Source organism: Paracoccus denitrificans (assembly GCF_900100045.1).
Lineage (GTDB): Bacteria > Pseudomonadota > Alphaproteobacteria > Rhodobacterales > Rhodobacteraceae > Paracoccus > Paracoccus denitrificans.
Map to the genome: position 1 here is coordinate 1 of NZ_FNEA01000053.1, position 16,424 is coordinate 16,424.

General features: G+C 61.9%; 20 protein-coding genes, 1 tRNA gene, 1 rRNA gene and 1 pseudogene. 6 read left to right on the forward strand and 17 right to left on the reverse strand.

Features of this window, described 5'->3' with window-relative positions:
• Both BLT64_RS24555 and BLT64_RS24560 read right to left on the reverse strand, forming a co-directional pair.
• Positions 1-371, reverse strand: a 371-nt coding sequence (locus tag BLT64_RS24555) for an acylneuraminate cytidylyltransferase family protein (RefSeq protein ID WP_139171657.1), incomplete at its 3' end; no start/stop codon positions are given.
• A gap of 301 nt (positions 372-672) precedes the next feature.
• On the reverse strand, positions 673-927 hold the full coding sequence (locus BLT64_RS24560; RefSeq protein ID WP_128492966.1) for a hypothetical protein: 255 nt from the start codon (positions 925-927) through the stop codon (positions 673-675).
• A gap of 39 nt (positions 928-966) precedes the next feature.
• Here BLT64_RS24560 and BLT64_RS26650 point away from each other — a divergent pair, with 39 nt between their 5' ends.
• Positions 967-1,323, forward strand: coding sequence for a hypothetical protein (locus tag BLT64_RS26650; RefSeq protein ID WP_128492965.1), 357 nt, complete (start codon positions 967-969; stop codon positions 1,321-1,323).
• 36 nt (positions 1,324-1,359) lie between these two features.
• Here BLT64_RS26650 and BLT64_RS27780 read toward each other — a convergent pair whose 3' ends face one another.
• A complete protein-coding gene (locus BLT64_RS27780; protein WP_367888674.1) occupies positions 1,360-1,737 on the reverse strand; it encodes an MliC family protein in 378 nt (125 codons plus the stop codon).
• 7 nt (positions 1,738-1,744) lie between these two features.
• Here BLT64_RS27780 and BLT64_RS24570 point away from each other — a divergent pair, with 7 nt between their 5' ends.
• A complete protein-coding gene (locus BLT64_RS24570; RefSeq protein ID WP_128492964.1) occupies positions 1,745-2,137 on the forward strand; it encodes a hypothetical protein in 393 nt (130 codons plus the stop codon).
• Between the two features lie 53 nt (positions 2,138-2,190).
• On the opposite strand, the gene BLT64_RS24575 is transcribed toward BLT64_RS24570, so the two are convergent.
• From BLT64_RS24575 to BLT64_RS26140, 5 genes and pseudogenes are all read right to left on the reverse strand, one after another.
• Positions 2,191-2,451: a hypothetical protein gene (locus tag BLT64_RS24575; protein WP_072464335.1), complete on the reverse strand. Its 261-nt coding sequence runs from the start codon at positions 2,449-2,451 to the stop codon at positions 2,191-2,193.
• Positions 2,452-2,603: 152 nt separating this feature from the next.
• Positions 2,604-4,373, reverse strand: coding sequence for an alpha/beta fold hydrolase (locus BLT64_RS24580; RefSeq protein ID WP_011746431.1), 1,770 nt, complete (start codon positions 4,371-4,373; stop codon positions 2,604-2,606).
• Between the two features lie 346 nt (positions 4,374-4,719).
• Complete coding sequence (locus tag BLT64_RS24585; protein WP_164901596.1) at positions 4,720-7,023, reverse strand: ATP-binding protein; 2,304 nt, start codon at positions 7,021-7,023, stop codon at positions 4,720-4,722.
• Between the two features lie 37 nt (positions 7,024-7,060).
• Positions 7,061-7,777, reverse strand: coding sequence for a response regulator transcription factor (locus BLT64_RS24590; RefSeq protein ID WP_011746429.1), 717 nt, complete (start codon positions 7,775-7,777; stop codon positions 7,061-7,063).
• Between the two features lie 128 nt (positions 7,778-7,905).
• Positions 7,906-8,692: pseudogene (locus BLT64_RS26140) on the reverse strand (IS5-like element ISPme2 family transposase).
• A gap of 270 nt (positions 8,693-8,962) precedes the next feature.
• Here BLT64_RS26140 and BLT64_RS27070 point away from each other — a divergent pair.
• Both BLT64_RS27070 and BLT64_RS24605 read left to right on the forward strand, forming a co-directional pair.
• On the forward strand, positions 8,963-9,115 hold the full coding sequence (locus BLT64_RS27070; protein WP_157137413.1) for a hypothetical protein: 153 nt from the start codon (positions 8,963-8,965) through the stop codon (positions 9,113-9,115).
• A gap of 106 nt (positions 9,116-9,221) precedes the next feature.
• Positions 9,222-9,509 carry a GNAT family N-acetyltransferase gene (locus tag BLT64_RS24605; RefSeq protein WP_011746425.1) on the forward strand — a complete coding sequence of 96 codons (288 nt, stop codon included), beginning with the start codon at positions 9,222-9,224 and terminating at the stop codon, positions 9,507-9,509.
• 21 nt (positions 9,510-9,530) lie between these two features.
• Here BLT64_RS24605 and BLT64_RS24610 read toward each other — a convergent pair whose 3' ends face one another.
• The 4 genes from BLT64_RS24610 to BLT64_RS24625 are packed head-to-tail and all read right to left on the reverse strand — an operon-like array spanning position 9,531 to position 12,416.
• Complete coding sequence (locus BLT64_RS24610; protein WP_011746424.1) at positions 9,531-9,986, reverse strand: CYTH domain-containing protein; 456 nt, start codon at positions 9,984-9,986, stop codon at positions 9,531-9,533.
• The gene (locus tag BLT64_RS24615; RefSeq protein WP_011746423.1) at positions 9,983-10,732 is read right to left on the reverse strand and encodes a ParA family protein; all 750 of its coding nucleotides are present in this window, start codon (positions 10,730-10,732) and stop codon (positions 9,983-9,985) included. Before BLT64_RS24615 ends, BLT64_RS24610 begins: the two co-directional genes overlap by 4 nt.
• A complete protein-coding gene (locus BLT64_RS24620; RefSeq protein WP_011746422.1) occupies positions 10,732-12,249 on the reverse strand; it encodes a CHAD domain-containing protein in 1,518 nt (505 codons plus the stop codon). The genes BLT64_RS24615 and BLT64_RS24620 overlap by 1 nt, the downstream gene beginning before the upstream one ends.
• Positions 12,246-12,416, reverse strand: a complete 171-nt coding sequence (locus BLT64_RS24625; protein ID WP_041529683.1) for a hypothetical protein — start codon at positions 12,414-12,416, stop codon at positions 12,246-12,248. The genes BLT64_RS24620 and BLT64_RS24625 overlap by 4 nt, the downstream gene beginning before the upstream one ends.
• A gap of 245 nt (positions 12,417-12,661) precedes the next feature.
• Here BLT64_RS24625 and BLT64_RS24630 point away from each other — a divergent pair, with 245 nt between their 5' ends.
• Entirely contained in the window at positions 12,662-12,904 is a 243-nt protein-coding gene (locus BLT64_RS24630) for a CYTH domain-containing protein (protein WP_011746420.1), read from the forward strand.
• Here BLT64_RS24630 and BLT64_RS24635 read toward each other — a convergent pair.
• The 3 genes from BLT64_RS24635 to tnpB all read right to left on the reverse strand — a co-directional run bounded on the left by BLT64_RS24635 (position 12,882) and on the right by tnpB (position 15,216).
• The gene (locus BLT64_RS24635; protein ID WP_011746419.1) at positions 12,882-13,178 is read right to left on the reverse strand and encodes a hypothetical protein; all 297 of its coding nucleotides are present in this window, start codon (positions 13,176-13,178) and stop codon (positions 12,882-12,884) included. The two genes, BLT64_RS24630 and BLT64_RS24635, sit on opposite strands and share 23 nt — an antisense overlap.
• Positions 13,178-14,806, reverse strand: a complete 1,629-nt coding sequence (locus BLT64_RS24640; RefSeq protein ID WP_011746418.1) for an IS66-like element ISPpa5 family transposase — start codon at positions 14,804-14,806, stop codon at positions 13,178-13,180. Before BLT64_RS24640 ends, BLT64_RS24635 begins: the two co-directional genes overlap by 1 nt.
• A 62-nt stretch (positions 14,807-14,868) precedes the next feature.
• Positions 14,869-15,216 carry an IS66 family insertion sequence element accessory protein TnpB gene (gene tnpB, locus BLT64_RS24645; protein WP_011746417.1) on the reverse strand — a complete coding sequence of 116 codons (348 nt, stop codon included), beginning with the start codon at positions 15,214-15,216 and terminating at the stop codon, positions 14,869-14,871.
• Positions 15,217-15,241: 25 nt separating this feature from the next.
• On the opposite strand from tnpB, the gene BLT64_RS24650 reads away from it, so the two are divergent.
• Positions 15,242-15,922 (forward strand): type ISP restriction/modification enzyme, encoded by a 681-nt coding sequence (locus BLT64_RS24650; protein WP_241663481.1) that lies wholly within the window; start codon positions 15,242-15,244, stop codon positions 15,920-15,922.
• A gap of 189 nt (positions 15,923-16,111) precedes the next feature.
• On the opposite strand, the gene BLT64_RS24655 is transcribed toward BLT64_RS24650, so the two are convergent.
• Positions 16,112-16,188 (reverse strand) — tRNA-Met (locus tag BLT64_RS24655).
• Between the two features lie 62 nt (positions 16,189-16,250).
• A 5S ribosomal RNA gene (rrf, locus tag BLT64_RS24660) occupies positions 16,251-16,365 on the reverse strand.
• Between the last annotated feature and the right edge of the window lie 59 nt (positions 16,366-16,424).

Genomic DNA, 16,424 nt, shown 5'->3' on the forward strand with positions numbered 1-16,424 from the left:
AGCAACCCATGCGCACCGACGAGATCCGAGGCATCGAGAAAGCCCGAGGTGGCGTAAATGCAGCAGGCCAGCGTGACCTCGCGCCCCTGGGCCTCCTCCATGGCGCGGATCGCGTGATTGATCACCGCGCGGGTGGGGGTGAAGTCGTCGGCCAGTTCGACCGGACGCGGAAAGGGCACCTCGGCGCCGTGGGCCAGGGCGGTTTCGGCGATCTCGGCATCGTCGGTCGAGACGATGACATGATCGAAAAGCCCGCTGTCGCGCGCGGCGGCGATCGGCCAGGCGATCATCGGGCGGCCGCCGAAGGGACGGATGTTCTTACGGGGAATACGCTTGCTGCCACCACGGGCGGGAATAATCGCGATCTTCATGTCCGGAGAAAGGATGTTGCCTGAAAAGGGATATGCTCCCCGTTACCTATGCGCCGGGGATCGGCCAAGTAAAGGGGCAACCGTCCTGCCCGGCGGGGATATGCCGGCGGCACCGGATCGAAAGGCGGCGCGACGGCCGTCTCGATGCTGAGCAAGCCGGAAGCGGATTGGGCAAGGCATCATGGCGGACGGGGAGGCCGCTCCCCCCGCAGCTGGGAACGATGCAGATTGAAGCGGGACATCCGTTTTGAAGTCTTGGGACAACAAATTTGGCAGAAAATCTTTTCTGCCAATTTGATCTTCAGGATGCCGCTGCATCGTCGTCGTCCGCCCCGAACTCGGCGATGATCTCGGTCGTCGCGCCACCGCTCTCGAAACTCCAATCGTGGTTAACAAGGGTTGCGATCCATCGGCCATTCAAATCAAGGCTTACGCCCTCGATGGTGATAGGTGCCTCAGCGCGGGCGAGCGGGTAGCCAAAGACCCGCGCCGCGATCCCGAAGGCCAACGCAGCCGCCCCCTTGACCAAGAATACTGTCAACTCGGGATTGGCCACGGTCCAGTCGCGGATCCCGTCGATGACCTTCGTCGTCGATTGGATGATTCCGCTGAAGATGGGCAGCAGCGTATCGGCGGGGCCTCCCCCATCGGCTGCGGCCAGTTCGAGGTGATCGGGACCACGGTGGCCGGCTCCATTAACCAGTCTGTGCTCAACCTGAGCGGTGATGCTCTAGGAGTTGTCGGTGACGCAACATCCATTGCCGGGTCCATCGGTGCGATGACCGGGGCGTTCAACAACGGCGGCGGCATCGGTGTGCTCGGCAATGGCAACTTCGCGGCTACCGGCAGGATCTCGATCACCGTCGTGGGCGCGCTGAACGCATCCGACATCACCACGAAGTTCACCGGCCCGGCCGACGCCGCCACGGCGATGACAACCCCCAATCCGTGAGCTGTCCAGCCTCAACAGCTGACGAAGCTGCATAAATCAAATAGGAAAGGCCCCGGGCTGACCGGGGCCTGATCGAACTGCGCGGCCTCGGGTAGGAATAGCAAGGTCCCGCGACGCATTCCTTCGCGCCGCCCCATCCAAGGCACTCTCCAACGTTGCGTTGTTCCCCTTCGTCCACCACACCAATTCGCCCGAAACATACCGGGCGCCGGAGCCGGAGACCGCATTGACAAAGCTCCGCTCCTCCCTGTCAATCTCCATCGGCGCGAAAGAGTTGGCGCCCGCCTTCATATATTGAACCGTGACGGGCTCTCCGCCCGCACAGGAATAACTGGCGGCGGTTACACTGCCGCCCGTGAGCTTGATCGACAGGGCCAGTACCAGGAAGGCCAGAAGGATGGCGCGGGTCAGGATGCCTCAGATGATCGCTTTCGGCCAGGATATTGGGGCATGGGCGCATGAACAACTCATGATCCGGCAAGCCCCTCTTCGCGGATCAGACCCGAAGCTTTCCGCGTGGCTCCACGAACAGGATCGCCTGGCTTCCCTGGTATCGGAAACCGAAACGCCGGCGAGGACGCGGCGCCATACCAGAGAAGCGCATCATCTGGGCTTGAATACCAAGAGACTGGAGCAGGTTATCCAGCGCCCCTTCCAGTTTATGGTCCTGACCGAGGAAATTCACCCGGGCCTCGCGAACTCCTCTGAGGTGCCGGGTAATGTGCCCCACTTCCTCCCCGCTGAGCGGGTCGAAACACGTCTTGGAAGGATGCATTGCAAGCCGCATTCCCTGCCTATGAATAAGGTGATATAATTCTAAAATCTTAAATAGAGAAAGTGATCCGACAGCCTGGTGCGGCCGGCTCTTCAGGCTACCTTGTTCTGCAAGGAGGTTTCGATATAACGAAGCGCGCCCAGGGCCATGTCCGGGCTCACGCGGCTAGCGACAGCATCCTCTTGTCCGGAAGCGACCCGGGCCAAGTGCCTGCGCAGTATTTCCACGGAAAGCCCACCCTCTTCCCTTAACGCGGTGATGGCAATCTGCCCGATGGTGAAGGCTGCCATGTCCGGGGTGGCCACGTATTCCGGTGCTTGGCGGCGTCGCCGCATGATCGTTGCGTCGCTCATCAATCCCTCGCGTTGCAAAACCACCAGTCCGAAGATCGATCTGGCGCTCAATATCCAAGCTGAACAATTTATTGCACACCAACCGTGCGCCCTGCGTGGCCGCTCTAGAGGATGGCGATCCGCGTTGTCATACGCCGATTGGTGTATGCCACTCAGTTTCGGTGTACCAAGGCGATGATACGATCAAGGATGAGATCATTGCGTTGGTAAAAAACCAACTCGGCCGCATCGGTGACCGGCTCGACGGTGATCAGGGGATTGATCCTTTCCAGTTGCCTGCACGAAGCAAGATCGATGCCGGGATCTTCGGTGGGCGCCAGATATCGCATGGGTATGCGCAACTCGCGCAGCGCGGTGTCCATGCGGTGGCGCGAAAGCTGCAATTCCCGCACAAAGGTCGCATGGCCCTGCTTCAGCAGATGTTCACAGGCGTTCCGGATCAATGCCGTCCAATCGGGGTTGCGCACCGTTTGCTGGTTCAGCGGCGTATGGCGGAAGGCGCGTTCCAGATACCAGTCCAGGCCGTGCTGGCGCATCATCCGATGCCCCGATTTGGCCATCAGTTCGGCAACCCATGGCGCGCTGTCTGCGAGTTGCAGCATGATGCGTTGAATCTGCGGCAGGCGCTGGACTCCCGAAGGGTCGATCCCGCACGAGAAACCGACTGCCAGTATCCCGTGGAAACGCGCTGGATTTGCCACCGCTTCGACGACGAGAGGCAAGGTGCCGCTGGCCAATCCGACGCCAAGGCAAGGGCGGCCGATGACCTGGTCGAGAAAGACCCGCAATGCAACAAGATTGTCGCTCATCACATCAAGCGAGGAGTCCATGGTGCTGTTCCCGTGACCGGGTCGCGACGGAACGTAGAGGCAGATGCCCGCGTCGCGCAGCCGGGCTTCTCCACCGCCAGGCAGCAGATAGGTCATCGGCAATCCGCGAAGCATGACTACCGGAGCGCCCCGCTTCGCGCCTATCCACGTCCATGCGATCTTGCGGCCATCGGGCATCTCGATCAGCTTTTCGCGGCCCAGGGGATCGTGCCAGACAGGGGCTTCGCCCCGAAGCCCGACATGTTCACGACTGGCGATCATGGCCAGCAGGCGCATCAGGTCGATATTCGAGGGGGCACCCATCTTGGCCATGATCGTCTTGATCTGAGTCCGCACCGTCAGCAGCGACACGCCTCGCTCTGCCGCGATCGATTCGAGGTTGCGCAGACGAAAGAACAGATGCGCGACCTCGGATTCGGCCTGCGTCAGGCCGAAGGCCTGTTGCAACTGCTCGGCGATCCGCGGCCCCCAGGCGATTTCCAGGGAGCGGATGGCGATATGGGCGCCGCTCTGGCCCGGCACGCGGATCAGGTAGCCCTCGGCCAAGAAGGATTCGCCATAGCCCTCGGTGGCCGGCAGGATCGTCAGGATCGCTTGCGCCGCGTTGCCTTGTCCGGTGGCGGCACGCAACAGAGCGCAATAGTCCTCCAGGGAATTCGGCGCGATGACTGCAACGTCCATGAACGCGCCCTGGCGCGTGCCGAACGCGCGCTCGCCCGCAATGTTGATGACCGCGACATTGCCGTTTGGCGACAGCACAGTCGCTGGCCCGGGCACTTCGGAAACCGCCAGTTTCAGCGGATCGCTTTCCGTCGGGACATCCAGCTTTTCTAGGGTGTTGCGGAAGGTCAGCAACTGGCTGAACAGCCCCTTGGAGACTTTGGGATGCTCAGCATCTCCGCCGGACGATGCGAGCTTGGTTTCCCAACTCGCCACCATCTCATCGAAAGCATGCTCATCGATGATCGAGCGATAGGTGCTGGCGATGATGTTCAGATCGATATCGTCGTCCGAACTCTGGCCTTCGCTCAACTGAGGCGACAGAAAGAAATGCTGATCGGCCAATGGTGTCTTTGGTTTGGATTCGAGCACGATGGAACCTTTTCACTAAAGCCACCGCGGCGTTGCATCTTATCGGGTGGCCTTCAATCGTCAGGACCCGGCATCACGGGGACCTGCACAAGGCTGAACGCAGCGCCAGCGTAATCGCTGATCCGTGTATTAGCCACACGAATATCTGATCGAATACTCCCCCCGCTGGCCCGTTTTGCATCTTCCTGCTCATCTCAGGGCGATCCGGCGGACGCTTCCGCCTTTCTTCCCCAAGGCACGCACGTTCCGACGACAGCAAAGTGCTGAGTCGAACATGATCACTCCCGCGGACGGACTCGCTGCCTCCCCTTTCTCATCCCCACCGCGTCGCACGCAACCGGAGGCTTCAGTCCTGTCGGGATGAACCGGCAGCGAGTTTATCCCTGACCTCCCTCAAGGCGGCAACAGCTCGTCCCGCACTTGACGCCAGGATGTCTCGGTCTTGCCGCAAGGACGCTGTCGGGCTGTCGCCCCTGTCGCTCGCGAGCCGCCTGCAATGGGTTGCCAGATCCAGCAGCCCCAACGCGCCGGCCGCACCGGCAAGCATATGGGCGGCATCGGCGCGCTCCCTTGCATCGGCGCCGGACCAGATACGAGACAGCCGACCGTCCAAGTTACCGAGGAAACCCGCAATCGCCTTCCCAACCGCATCCGGTCCGGCATAGGTGACCTGGGCGGCCAGAAAGCTCTCATCGAGCACGGGTGTCGCATCCGCCCTGATAGAATCGTCCGGCTCGGTGTCACCTGCCGAATGATGCAGGTGGCCCTGCACTTTCGCGCGCAGTGCCGTAGGGGTGAAGGGCTTGGCAAGAAAGCCGTCGATCCCCGCCGCCTGCATCTGCGCCTTATCGGGGGCAATATTGGCCGACACCGCTACGATGGGAACGTCGGCCGCCCATCCGCCCAAGGCCCTGATCCGCACTGCCGTTTCATAGCCGCTGAGATCGGGCATCCTCAAGTCCAGCAGCAGGATGTCGAAGGATTGCCTCATCGCGCAGTCGATCGCCGAGCGGCCCGACTCCATCGTTATCACCTGGGCACCGGAGGCCGACAACACCCGTTGCGCGACCACCCCCTGCCTCTTCAGGATCGCTTCGAATGTCGAGCGAGTCCTGGTGGCCGGGCCGAGCAGGGCCACGCGGCCTTGCAAGGGTTGGCGCAAGGGGTCCTCGGCAAGCTCGCCGCATGTTACCAGCGGCAAGGTCACGCGGAAGGCACTGCCCCGGTCGACCTCGCTTTCGACCCTGATCGTGCCGCCCATGGCCCGGGCCAGCCCGGCCGAAATGTTCAGGCCAAGCCCTGCGCCGTGGATCTCGTGGTTGGCATCAGCGCCGATGCGGGAAAATCGTTCGAATATCCGCTCCAGATCGTTGGGACGGATGCCGATCCCGGTATCGATCACCTCGACCAGCAACTGGGGTTCCGCGGTTTCGCCCGTGACATCGGCCCTGACCTCGATCCAGCCTTTCCGAGTATATTTGATGGCATTGCCAACAAGGTTGAACAGGATCTGGCGCAGCCGCAGCGGGTCCACCATCGCGGTTGCGGGCAGCCGCTGTCCGAAGGTCAGGACGATATCCAGCCCCTTCCGATGCGCCAGTGGTGCGACGCCGCGCACGGCTTCTTCGCAAAGCCGGCCGATATCCGTCGCGGCGGGGTAGATTTCCAGGTGGCCGGACTCGATGCGGGAAAAGTCCAGCACATCGTCCACGATGGCGGCCAGCGCGCGTGCGGAACTGGCGATGCCGGACAGATGGGCCGCGGCGGGCGCAGGGTTGCCGTCCTCGATCAGCAACTCGGCCATGTTGAGCAGTGCATTCAGCGGCGTGCGGATTTCATGGCTCATGACCGACAGGAATTGGCTCTTGGCCTCGTTCGCCGCCTGGGCGCGTTCGGCCGCCTCGGCAAGTTCGCGGTTCTTCCGCACGATCTCCGCGGTCCGCTCGGCGATCCGCTGTTCGAGTTGCCGGTTCAGCGCTTCGAGTTCCTCTTGCGCCTTCTTCACTTCGGTGATGTCGTGCGAAGCAAAGAAGGCCAGCTTCCGGCCCGCATGTTCGACAAGCTCGGCGCTGACCAGGATGTCTCGCAGCTTACCGGTCCGTGTCCGCATCCGGGCCTGGAAGTTCTCGATCTTTCCATCCTCGCGCAGCCTGCGAACGATTTCCGTCCGGCTCGTATCGCCCTGCTCCCACACCTGCATCTCGCTTGCGGTGCGGCCGATCACCTCCTCGCGCCGATATTCCATGTTCCTGAGCCAGGCGTCGTTGACATCCAGATGCTCTCCGGTGTCCAGGACCGAAAGGGCGGACAGGCCGGGATTGAGCTGGAAGGCCCGCGCATAGATCGGGTCGAGGTTTCCGGTCCCCTGCATCAGATGCAGCACCGCACCGCCTCCGGCCATGGGATCGAGCCGGTAACGGAATTGCCCGACTCCACCTGTCCGCAAAAGATGTCCCTCTGACTGCCGGACGACAGCGAACCATCCGGACCCCGCCCCCTCGACGGGGCGAAGCCATGCACCGATAGGCGTGCCGACAACCACCCGTTCCTCGGAACCAAGCAGGTGCGCAAAGGGCGCGCTGCAATAACTGATCAGTCCATCCGGCCGCAGAACGGCGAAGGTGGTCATGCTTTCAGCTTCATCGGCCATCGCGGCTCTCCGGGAGTCCGGCGGGACGCCGGCCATGCTAGAGGATCTCCGCGATGAAGCGATAGCCGAAGCCATGCACCGTCTCGATCAGGGGGGTGGCATGGCCCAGGACCGCATGCAGCTTGACCCGCAATCGATAGATGGCCTTGTCGACCGCCCGGTCCGTTGCCTCCTCGTCGCTGCCCAACGCGGTCAGCAAGCGTTCCCGATGCACCGGCTTCGCAGCATTTCGGATCAGCACGTCCAGCAGGCGAAACTCGTTTTCCGTCAATTGCAGCGTGTCGCCGTCGTGAAGCCTGACGGTTCGCGCCGCCAGATCGACGCTCCAGCCCTGGAAGTGGTGGACCAACTCCATCTTCTCCTCGCGCTTCGCGACCGCGAGCCGCCCCGCAAGGTTGCGCACGCGCGCGACCAGCTCGCGCGGATGCACGGGCTTTTCCAGATATTCGTCCGCTCCCTGTTCCAGGCCGGTCAGCCGATCGTCGGGGTCGCGGTTCGAGGTTGCGACGATGATCCCGGCCGACGTGCCCCGGCGAATCTCGGATATCGCCTCCAGCGCATTGCCATCGGGCAAACACAGATCAAGCAGAACGATGTCATAACGCGAGCGGGCAATCCTGTCCCGGAAGCAGGCGAGAGTGGGCGCTTCGTCCACGACGCAACCCGCACCGACCAGCACGGCGCCATGAAGCTGCAGCACCGTCTCTTCATCTTCAACCAGAAGCACCCGGATACCCTTCTGCTCACCCGTCATGCCTTGCCCCTTCAGCCCGCGCGCCGCTGCAGTCGTTTCCCTGACGGACGCCACGTCACGAAACAGACTGCCAGATATCTCAGCCTTGGGACAAGCCAGAGAAACATCCGGGACAAGGGAGCGTTAGGTCATGTTGACAAATGGCGGAGCCAGAGGCGGATCGACGTGATGTCGATGAAGCCCAGGAAGCTTTCGGCGGTCTTGTCGTAGCGGGTGGCGACGCGACGGGCATTCTTGAGCTTGTTGAAGCACCGCTCAACGAGATTGCGCAGGCGGTAGAGCCTGCGGTCAACGGCGACCCGTAGCTTCCGGGTTTTGCGCATGGGGATGACCGGCACCACGTCGCGCACCTCCATGGTCTGCGGATGTTGTCGGAGTCGTAGCCGCGGTCTGCGAGCAGAACGCTTGGCTCGGGCAGGTTGTCAGCCATGACCAGATCGAAGCCGAGGTAGTCCGATGTCTGCCCGGCCGTGATCTCGGTTCTCATGGGCAGGCCTGCCGCATTGACCCGCAGATGGATCTTGGTCGTGAAGCCACCTCGCGAGCGGCCGAAACCTTGGCGCGGAGTCCCCCTTTTGCGCCCGCTGCCTGATGATGAGCGCGAACCACGGTGCTGTCGATCATCTGCAGCGCATCCGGCACGATCCGGCTCTCGTTCAGCGCCTCCAGGATCTGTTCCCACAGCCCCGCCAACGTCCAGCGCCGGAACTGCCGATAGACAGACGACCATTTGCCGAACTCTTCCGGCAGGTCGCGCCAGGGCGACCCCGTTCGGGCGATCCAGAAAATCCCATCCAGAACAAGCCGATGGTTCGTGGGCTTGCGGCCGTTCGGAGAACGGACAGCCAGGATGAAGCGTTCAAAGAACGCCCACTCGTCGTTCGACATCAGGTTTCGTGCCACGCTGGTCTCCATTGCAGATACCAGCTTGAATCACGATCACCGCGCCCGGTGAATCCCTTTTGTCAACACGCCCTAGTGGCTCCCGGCGACAGGCACGTCAATCGGCGTGATAGTGAAGATTATTCAGGTTCTCAAATCGGTCATTGCATAAATAGAGCGAAACGCAAGCGTCCTGCCAGTAGCGCCAATCAAAGGGATTGCTCTCCCTTTTCGAGTTCGGACGATGATCAACCCTCGGCCTATCTCGTCGTATTCCTCTTTCTGGTATCGGGATGGGCGATCATGATCATCGCTTTGACCGCGACTGCCTGTTGGATTCTCGATATGAGCCTTATGTCGATTATCTACGGATATCTGGGCGGCGGTGTGTTCGGAGCCATGGTCGCGATCATCGGATCATTGCTTGTGCATGAAACACGGCACGATGCAGGCTGAAATTCATTTCATAAACGAAGCGGGTATATAGCGCACCACCCACCACATCCTCTGAAGCTGCCAGTTTTTCAATTAATAAGGCGATACTTGAGAAAGGTCGATCTCCATGCAAATCGAATATGAAGAGTTTATTGGAAAGGCTCGCTATATCGCCCGCCCCTCCGGGCCTCATGTGGAGCTGGTCGTAACCGATCCGACTCCGCAGCTCCGCGTAGCCTATTATACTGCCATGTCCAAAGGCGCGAGAAGCCGGACCATGGCCCGGGCCTTGGTCAAGCGGATGGTGGAGGATGCCCGCAAAACCGGTCGGCAGATCGTGCCGCTCTGCCCATTCGTCCGCGACGAAGCCGAAAAGAACCCGGACTGGGCGGACGTCATCCGGGACCAGGCCTGATCATCATCCCGACACTCCCGCTCAGGGCCTGGAAAGTGCGAGCGCCTTGTTCTTGAAGCGCTTGTCCTCGGTCACTTCCTGGCCGAACCATGCCGGCGGGGCGAAGGCAAGGGCGGCCTCTTCCGAGGGGAACTCCACCTCGACCAACATCAGTGGCGCCAGATGCCCGGAAAAGACGTCCAGCTCGAATGCCTGCCCGCCGGGCAAGGTTCCGCGATGGCGCGTCTTCTCGACGCATCGGCCTTCGGTCGCGGGCCAGAGGGCTTCGAACTCCGCGGCCCCAAGGGCGATCTCCCGCTCCTCGCGGGTCAGGCCGCCATCGGACTTCAGGGTCAGCGAGTAGTCGTCGCCCTCGCGCCGCAGCCGGATCTCGACTGAATCGGTGGCGGCGGTCAGGTAGCCCTGGAGGATAGGCCGGGCATACAACCCTTTCGGCACCGGGCCCTCGACCAGGAACTTGCGCTCGATTTCCTTCATGCCTTCACCCGCCCCTCGATCTCCTCGAACAGCGCCTGATAGGCTTTGCCGGCCCTGCTACCCGGTGCGGTCGCCAGAACCGGGGCGCGGGTCAGTCCCATGCGCTCGATCTCGGAGGCGAAGGGGATCGTCGCCTGCGCGAAACGTCCGGGATGTGCCTCCGTCATCCCGGCGATCGTCTCGCCATGCAAGCTCTTGATGCCCTGCACCATGGAAAAGAAGGCGTGGATCCTGTTCTCGGGCAGGTCGGAGGCTTGGAAGAATTCCAGCAATTGATCGAAGGTGCGTTGCGACAGCGTCGTGGGGATCACCGGCACCACCACCGCATCCGCCGCATGGAAGACGTTCTCCGACAGCATCGAGATGTTCGGCGGACAATCCAGAACCACCACGTCATAATCGGACTTGACCGCCTTCAGCGCCTTTTTCAGGCGCGACTGGCTGTTCTTCATCCGCGACAGGAACACGTCGAAATCGCGGAAACTGATATTCGCGGGCAGGATGTCGAGATTGTCGTAATCGCTGCCGCGGATCGCCTTGGCGAAGCGTTGGTCATCCTCGAAGAACTGCGCATCGATCAGCTTCTTCGAGGGCTTCACGCGGAAATAGAATCCCGATGCGCCTTGCGGGTCGAGGTCGCACAGCAAGGTCCGGCGTCCCGATGCGGCAAAGGCATAGGCCAGGTTCACCGCCGTCGCGGTTTTGCCCACGCCGCCCTTGTTGGAATAGCAGGCGATGATCTGCATCAGGAACCCTTTCCTTCATGGAACAATCTGCGGATGGTGCGCTGCATCCTGCCGCTGTTGAAGCGCGCGAAGGTTGCGGCGATCTTCTCTCGCTCAGCGAGCTGTTTCTGATGCAGCACGATGACCAGCGCACCGACGCTCTGGGCGATGTCGAGCTTGTGCGGCGCATCGCCGAGATCGTCCGCGAAGGCCTGGAGCCTGGTCTGCTGCACCGCATAGTCGTTGAACAGACCCAGCGAATCCTGGAGTTCCTTCAGCGGCTTGAGAACCTTCTGGAAATCGCCGCGGGGAAAGACCGGGCCGAAGAATTCCATCAGGTAGCGCAGCTTCTTGCATTCGATGCGCAACGCGTGAACCTCCTCGTCGGGCGTCTCGGCCGTCAGGCCGGCCGCGATGCGGCGGATCCGGCGATAACGCTTCCAGATCAGTTCGCAGGCCAGATCAAAAGAGGCGCGGCTGGCATTCGGGCCGGGCAGCAGCTTGCGTCGCCTGGCAAACAGCTTGGCCAGGGCCTTGATTTCCTTTTGATAGCCCTTGCTGCGCAGATGGGCGGCCAGCTTGGCATGCTCTGCCGCCCGCCGGTCGCGAAGCCGCGCGAACATCCTGTCCAGCCCGGCATGCATCCTTTCCGGGACAAGATCGCAGAAATCCTGCTGGGCCAGCAGATAGACGTCGAGGTCGCGCAACGGCCCGGTCGGCACCATCAGCGCAGAGAAGCGCGCCTTCAACCCGGCCGTCTGCTCGGGGTCGTAGACGCCCTTGAACAGGCTCAGCACCGAGCGGATCTTGCGCAGGGCGACGCGATAGTCATGCAGGAATTCGGTATCCAGATCCGCGACGATGCCTTGCTCATTCGCGCGGGCGACGGGCAGATGACCGTCGATCAGGTCATTTGCCGCGTCGAATGCGGTTTCCTCGCGCCCGACCTCGATCTTCGGCCTTGCCACATAGCCGGTGTTGGCCGGGTCGATCATCCGGTAGAGATTGCCCGCCCCGAACGGCGTTCCCCCGCAGTCGCGGAGATGCGCGACCAGATCGTGAAGGGCCCTGTCATAGCCGCGCAGCCCCTGCGGCCTCACCAGGATCACGGCATTGCCATCGGTCGGCTGCAATTCTCGCAGTTCAGCCCGCGCGCGGGTCTTGCCCTCGCCATCGACCAGCGCCAGCCGGCCGGATCGGGCCATGCCCGAGGCAACGGGCAGCAGCGCACGCAGCGGAGACAGACCGGCCAGCGCGATCTTGACCGGCCCTTTGGCGAATTCTGCGACAAAGCGCGCTTGCGGCGTGGCGGGCTGGCGCAAGACCTCGCCCGCGGCCGATATCAACTCCAGCCGGCTGCCGTCTTCCAGAAGCAGGCGCCGCGACATGCGCAAGCTCTGATCGAAACAGTCGCGGATCGCAAAGGGGCGGCTGCCCTCCGCCCATTCCAACAGCGGCGTGAGGTTCTGCACGTCGCGCCCGGCCAGGTCGCCCAGGCGCGTGGCAGAGAGATAATAGGTTTCGTCGCCGGTGATCATGCCTTCGGCTTCCGGGTTTGGTCGAGATAATCCTCGACCAGCTTTTCGATGATCTTCTGCACGCTCGTCTCTTCTTCGATTGCGCGGATCTTCAGGGCCTTCAATGTCTTGCCGGAGAGACGCAGAGAGGTGTTCTTCTTACCGTCGTCCTTGGATTTCTTGGCCATATCATGATCCCACTTTCATGACGTCTTGATGTCATATGTTTCGCGGCATGACAAACAGGTAGCGGGCCGGCCTGTCCTGAACGGGTGCAGCGGACTCGTCCGGGCCGATCTTGGCACCGATCAGAGCATGGTCTCTGGAGCTTTTCTTGCTGCGGCCATCGGCGGCGCGACCTTTGCCCGTCATCGAATTGCGATGATGAATGCGTCATATGGACCTCGGACGAGCCCGCAGGTAGGTGCCCAGGATGCCGATAGAGATCGAACGAAAATTTCTTCTTGCCAACGAGGACTGGAGAGCGGCAGTTTCCCGTTCCACACGGCTTCGGGACGGCATCCTTGCCTTCTACGACGGCCGCAAGATCCGCATTCGCTTCTACGACGAGAAAGCCACTCTGACGGTGAAGGGACCGCGCAAGGGGCTGGCCCGGGATGAGTTCGAATACGAAATCCGTAACCGGCCGATTGTTACCGCGGCGACTGAGCCTTGATGCGGGCGACGAGTTCCGCGTCATCGACAAAGTCGTCGAGGAACGCGTGCCAGGTTTCGGTGGTGATGCGCGCGTCCCTGAGCATGTCTTTCAGTTCATCGATACCGTCATCGGTCAGGGCGGTGACGGTGTCATCCGGGCCGGTATAGACGCTGATGATCGAGCCATAGGTCAGGTTGTCGTCGTTGTAGACGATGGCTTTGAGAAGCTCGGGGTCTTCGCCCAGCATCTTTGCGATGTAGTCGAGGGTGCAGACGTGGGTGACGGTTGCCATCAGGCGGCCTCGTGCAGGGCGGAGGGCAGCGGCGACCAGTTCCAGGGCAACAGATCGTCGAGCCGATTGATCTTGTGATCATGGATGCGGGCCAGGATGTCGGCCAGATAGGCTTGGGGGTCCAGGCCGTTCATCTTGGCGGTTTCAACGATGGTCATGGCGCGGGCCAGCGTTTCGGCTCCGGTATCCGCACCGGCGAAGAGCCAGTTGCGGCGCCCGACACCGATCGGGCGCAGCGCGCGCTCGGCAGGATTGTTGTCGATCGCCACCCGGCCGTCCTCAAGGAACAGGCTGAAAGCGTCCCGGCGGCTCAGCCCGTAACGAAAGGCCTTGGCCAGATCGCCCTTGCCGGGGATCCGCGAGAGCTGCTGCTCTGACCAGGCGAAGAAGACCTCGACCTTCGGAACGCTGTGTTTCCGGCGCGCGGCAAGGCGGATATCGGCGGGATGGCCGGTGATCTCCCGCTCGATGTCATAGAGCGCGCCGATACGGTCGAGTGCCTCGCGGGCGATCGTTGATTTGGTCTTGGTCCATTCATCATGGAAGTCACGCCTCAGGTGAGCCCAACACGCGGCCTCCCGAAGGCGGGGCTTCCCGTCGGGTTCCGGTTCATAGAGCTTGGCATAACCCTTGTAGCCATCGGCCTGGAGAATGCCGCGGGTGTTGGCGAGATGGCCGTGGACGTGCTCTTCCTTCCAGTCGGGCGCGAAGGCATAGACCGCGCCGGGCGGTGAGGCGCCTGCCCAAGGGCGCTGATCGCGGACATAGGCCCAGATCCGGCCCTTCTTCACACCCTTGCCCACCCCCTTGTCGCGGCCCGCGCGATCCAGCACCCGGATCGGTGTGTCATCGGCATGAAGGAGGTCGCTGGCCATCACATCCACCTCGATCCGCTCGATCAGCGGTGCCAGCACCTTCATGGCGCGACCGCACCAGTCGACCAAGGTACTGTCCGGGATGTCGGCGCCCATCCGGGTGAAGATCTCATGCTGGCGATAAAGCGGAAGGTGGTCGTCAAACTTGGAGACGAGGATGTGGGCGAGCAGGTTCGCACCGGCCATGCTGCCGGGGATCGGCCGGCTGGGGGCCGGCATCTGCACCATGCGTTCACAGCGGCGGCAGGACTTTTTCAGGCGGGCGATCTGGACAACCTTCAATTGTGCCGCGATCAGATCCAGCATCTCGCTGACATCTTCGCCCACCAGGCGCAAATCGCCGCCGCAATCGGGGCAGCAACTGCCGGGGTCGAGCTCCCGCCGCTCGCGCGGCGTGCTGTCCGAGACCCGGGGACGTCGGCGGGATGGGCGCTCGGCAGCTTCATCGGCAGGTGCCGTTTCCAACCCATCATCGTTTTGGCCGTCGTTCACGACGTCAGGCTGGCCTTCGGCCGCTGCGATCATGAGATCCTCGAGCGCCAGCTCCAGCTGTTCGATCTCGCGCTCGATCTTTTCCGAGGACTGGCCGAAGACCTGCTTCTTCAGCCTGGCAATGCGCAGCCGCAGGGACTGGATCAACTGGTCATGGGCGCGCAACGTGGCCGAGATCTTCGCGTTTTCCGCCTGCAACGCCGCGATCAGCGACTTCAGAAGCGCCGGATCATCAGGAAGGGTCTGGGCCGCATTCGACATGCGCCCACCTACCACAAGGCAGGCAAAATTGCCATAAAAACAAGGCGTTTTAGCAGGGTAAATCAGCCCACCCGGGCCGGTGGCGCGCCCCAATCCGGCCTGCGCCAGTCAATGCCTTCCCACAGCATGGCCAGCTGCGCCGAGGTCAGGCGAACCGCACCATCCCCGCGCATCGGCCAGGGAAAGCGCCCCTTCTCCAGCACCTTGTAATACAGGCAGAAGCCCTGACCATCCCAATGAAGCAATTTCAACCTGTCGCCGCGACGCCCGCGGAATGCAAAAACCGCACCGCCGGCCGGCTTCTGGCGCAGAACATCCTGGGCAAGTGCAGCCAGCCCGGAGATTCCCTTCCTCATGTCGGTCACGCCGCAGGCCAGATAGACACGAACGCCGGTTCCCGGCCCGATCATGCCCCTTCCACCGCACGGATCACATGTGTCAGCGTCACGGTATCCAGAGCCGGATCGAAGCGCAGGCAGCGACCATTCGCCAACTGCAACTCGATCTGGGCAGGCCGAGGCGCTCCTGTGCAGATGGCCGCTGTCTGCATCACCAATTTATGGCTTACTCCACTCAGAGGACTATCGCACCCGTTTCGCCGACAACCTCTCAAAACAATTGCCGCGCATCCCCCGCGTCAAGGCCGCTGATGATTTCTGGGCTTTTTCCAAGGCAGGGCGTGTGCTGGCGGCGTTGCATGTGAACTACGAGCAGGTGGAGCCCTATCCCGTCACCTTCATACGCGGTGATACTTCGCTTGTGCCACCCCCTGATCCCGAGCGCTTCTATCGGGTGGAGCAGATGAAATTCGCAGGCAAGCGCCCGAAGCTCGACAGATCCACCGTCATCTATAATGCGAGCATCACCATCAGCGGCATCCCGCTTGAGGCATACGACTATGTGGTGAACGGCAAGCCCGCGCTCGAATGGGTGATGGAACGTCAATGCGTAAAAACGGACAAGGCCAGCGGCATCGTCAACGACGCCAACCGCTATGCCATCGAAACGGTCGGTGATCCGGTCTACCCGCTGCGGCTGTTCCAGCGCATCATTACCGTCAGCCTTGAAACCATGAAGATCGTGAAGGCTCTTCCCGCGCTGGGGGACTTGTCGTGATCGATGCGGCCCACTCCATCACACTCGACAGTTACAGGGGTATATCTGTCGCCCGCAGCGGGGATTCGAGTTGCAGGCCGCAAACCAACGACAACGCCCCGGCGCTTCCGCGTCCGGGGCTTTGTGTAGTTCGCCGATTACGGTGTAAGCTGTTGCTACACTTCGATTTCGAGTGTTTTATGACAGAAGTGGTTGCGGGGGTAGGATTTGAACCTACGACCTTCAGGTTATGAGCCTGACGAGCTACCGGGCTGCTCTACCCCGCGGCCGTTTGCGCTGGATTGTCAGCGCTTTTTGTCATCGTCGAGAGATTTTCGCTTCTTTTCAGGTCTGGCGGTGACCTACTCTCCCACGTCTTTTGACGCAGTACCATTGGCGCTACGGCACTTAACGGCCGAGTTCGGGATGGGATCGGGTGTTTTGCTCGTGCTTTGGCCACCAGACCGGAAAAGGAGCGAGATCGGCGTTTTCCGGTTCGTTCCGAACCTGGAAAGTCATTGTC

What these genes read in the sequence shown, in the direction of transcription:
- BLT64_RS24590 (WP_011746429.1), bottom strand. Translation starts at nt 7,777, where the DNA reads ATGACGGGTGAGCAGAAGGGTATCCGGGTGCTTCTGGTTGAAGATGAA.
- BLT64_RS27070 (WP_157137413.1), top strand. Translation starts at nt 8,963, where the DNA reads ATGATCATCGCTTTGACCGCGACTGCCTGTTGGATTCTCGATATGAGC.
- BLT64_RS24570 (WP_128492964.1), top strand. Translation starts at nt 1,745, where the DNA reads ATGATCGCTTTCGGCCAGGATATTGGGGCATGGGCGCATGAACAACTC.
- BLT64_RS24640 (WP_011746418.1), bottom strand. Translation starts at nt 14,806, where the DNA reads ATGTCGAATGCGGCCCAGACCCTTCCTGATGATCCGGCGCTTCTGAAG.
- BLT64_RS24615 (WP_011746423.1), bottom strand. Translation starts at nt 10,732, where the DNA reads ATGCAGATCATCGCCTGCTATTCCAACAAGGGCGGCGTGGGCAAAACC.
- BLT64_RS24610 (WP_011746424.1), bottom strand. Translation starts at nt 9,986, where the DNA reads ATGAAGGAAATCGAGCGCAAGTTCCTGGTCGAGGGCCCGGTGCCGAAA.
- BLT64_RS24625 (WP_041529683.1), bottom strand. Translation starts at nt 12,416, where the DNA reads ATGGCCAAGAAATCCAAGGACGACGGTAAGAAGAACACCTCTCTGCGT.
- tnpB (WP_011746417.1), bottom strand. Translation starts at nt 15,216, where the DNA reads ATGATCGGGCCGGGAACCGGCGTTCGTGTCTATCTGGCCTGCGGCGTG.
- BLT64_RS24605 (WP_011746425.1), top strand. Translation starts at nt 9,222, where the DNA reads ATGCAAATCGAATATGAAGAGTTTATTGGAAAGGCTCGCTATATCGCC.
- BLT64_RS24575 (WP_072464335.1), bottom strand. Translation starts at nt 2,451, where the DNA reads ATGAGCGACGCAACGATCATGCGGCGACGCCGCCAAGCACCGGAATAC.
- BLT64_RS24630 (WP_011746420.1), top strand. Translation starts at nt 12,662, where the DNA reads ATGCCGATAGAGATCGAACGAAAATTTCTTCTTGCCAACGAGGACTGG.
- BLT64_RS24635 (WP_011746419.1), bottom strand. Translation starts at nt 13,178, where the DNA reads ATGGCAACCGTCACCCACGTCTGCACCCTCGACTACATCGCAAAGATG.
- BLT64_RS24585 (WP_164901596.1), bottom strand. Translation starts at nt 7,023, where the DNA reads ATGGCCGATGAAGCTGAAAGCATGACCACCTTCGCCGTTCTGCGGCCG.
- BLT64_RS24620 (WP_011746422.1), bottom strand. Translation starts at nt 12,249, where the DNA reads ATGATCACCGGCGACGAAACCTATTATCTCTCTGCCACGCGCCTGGGC.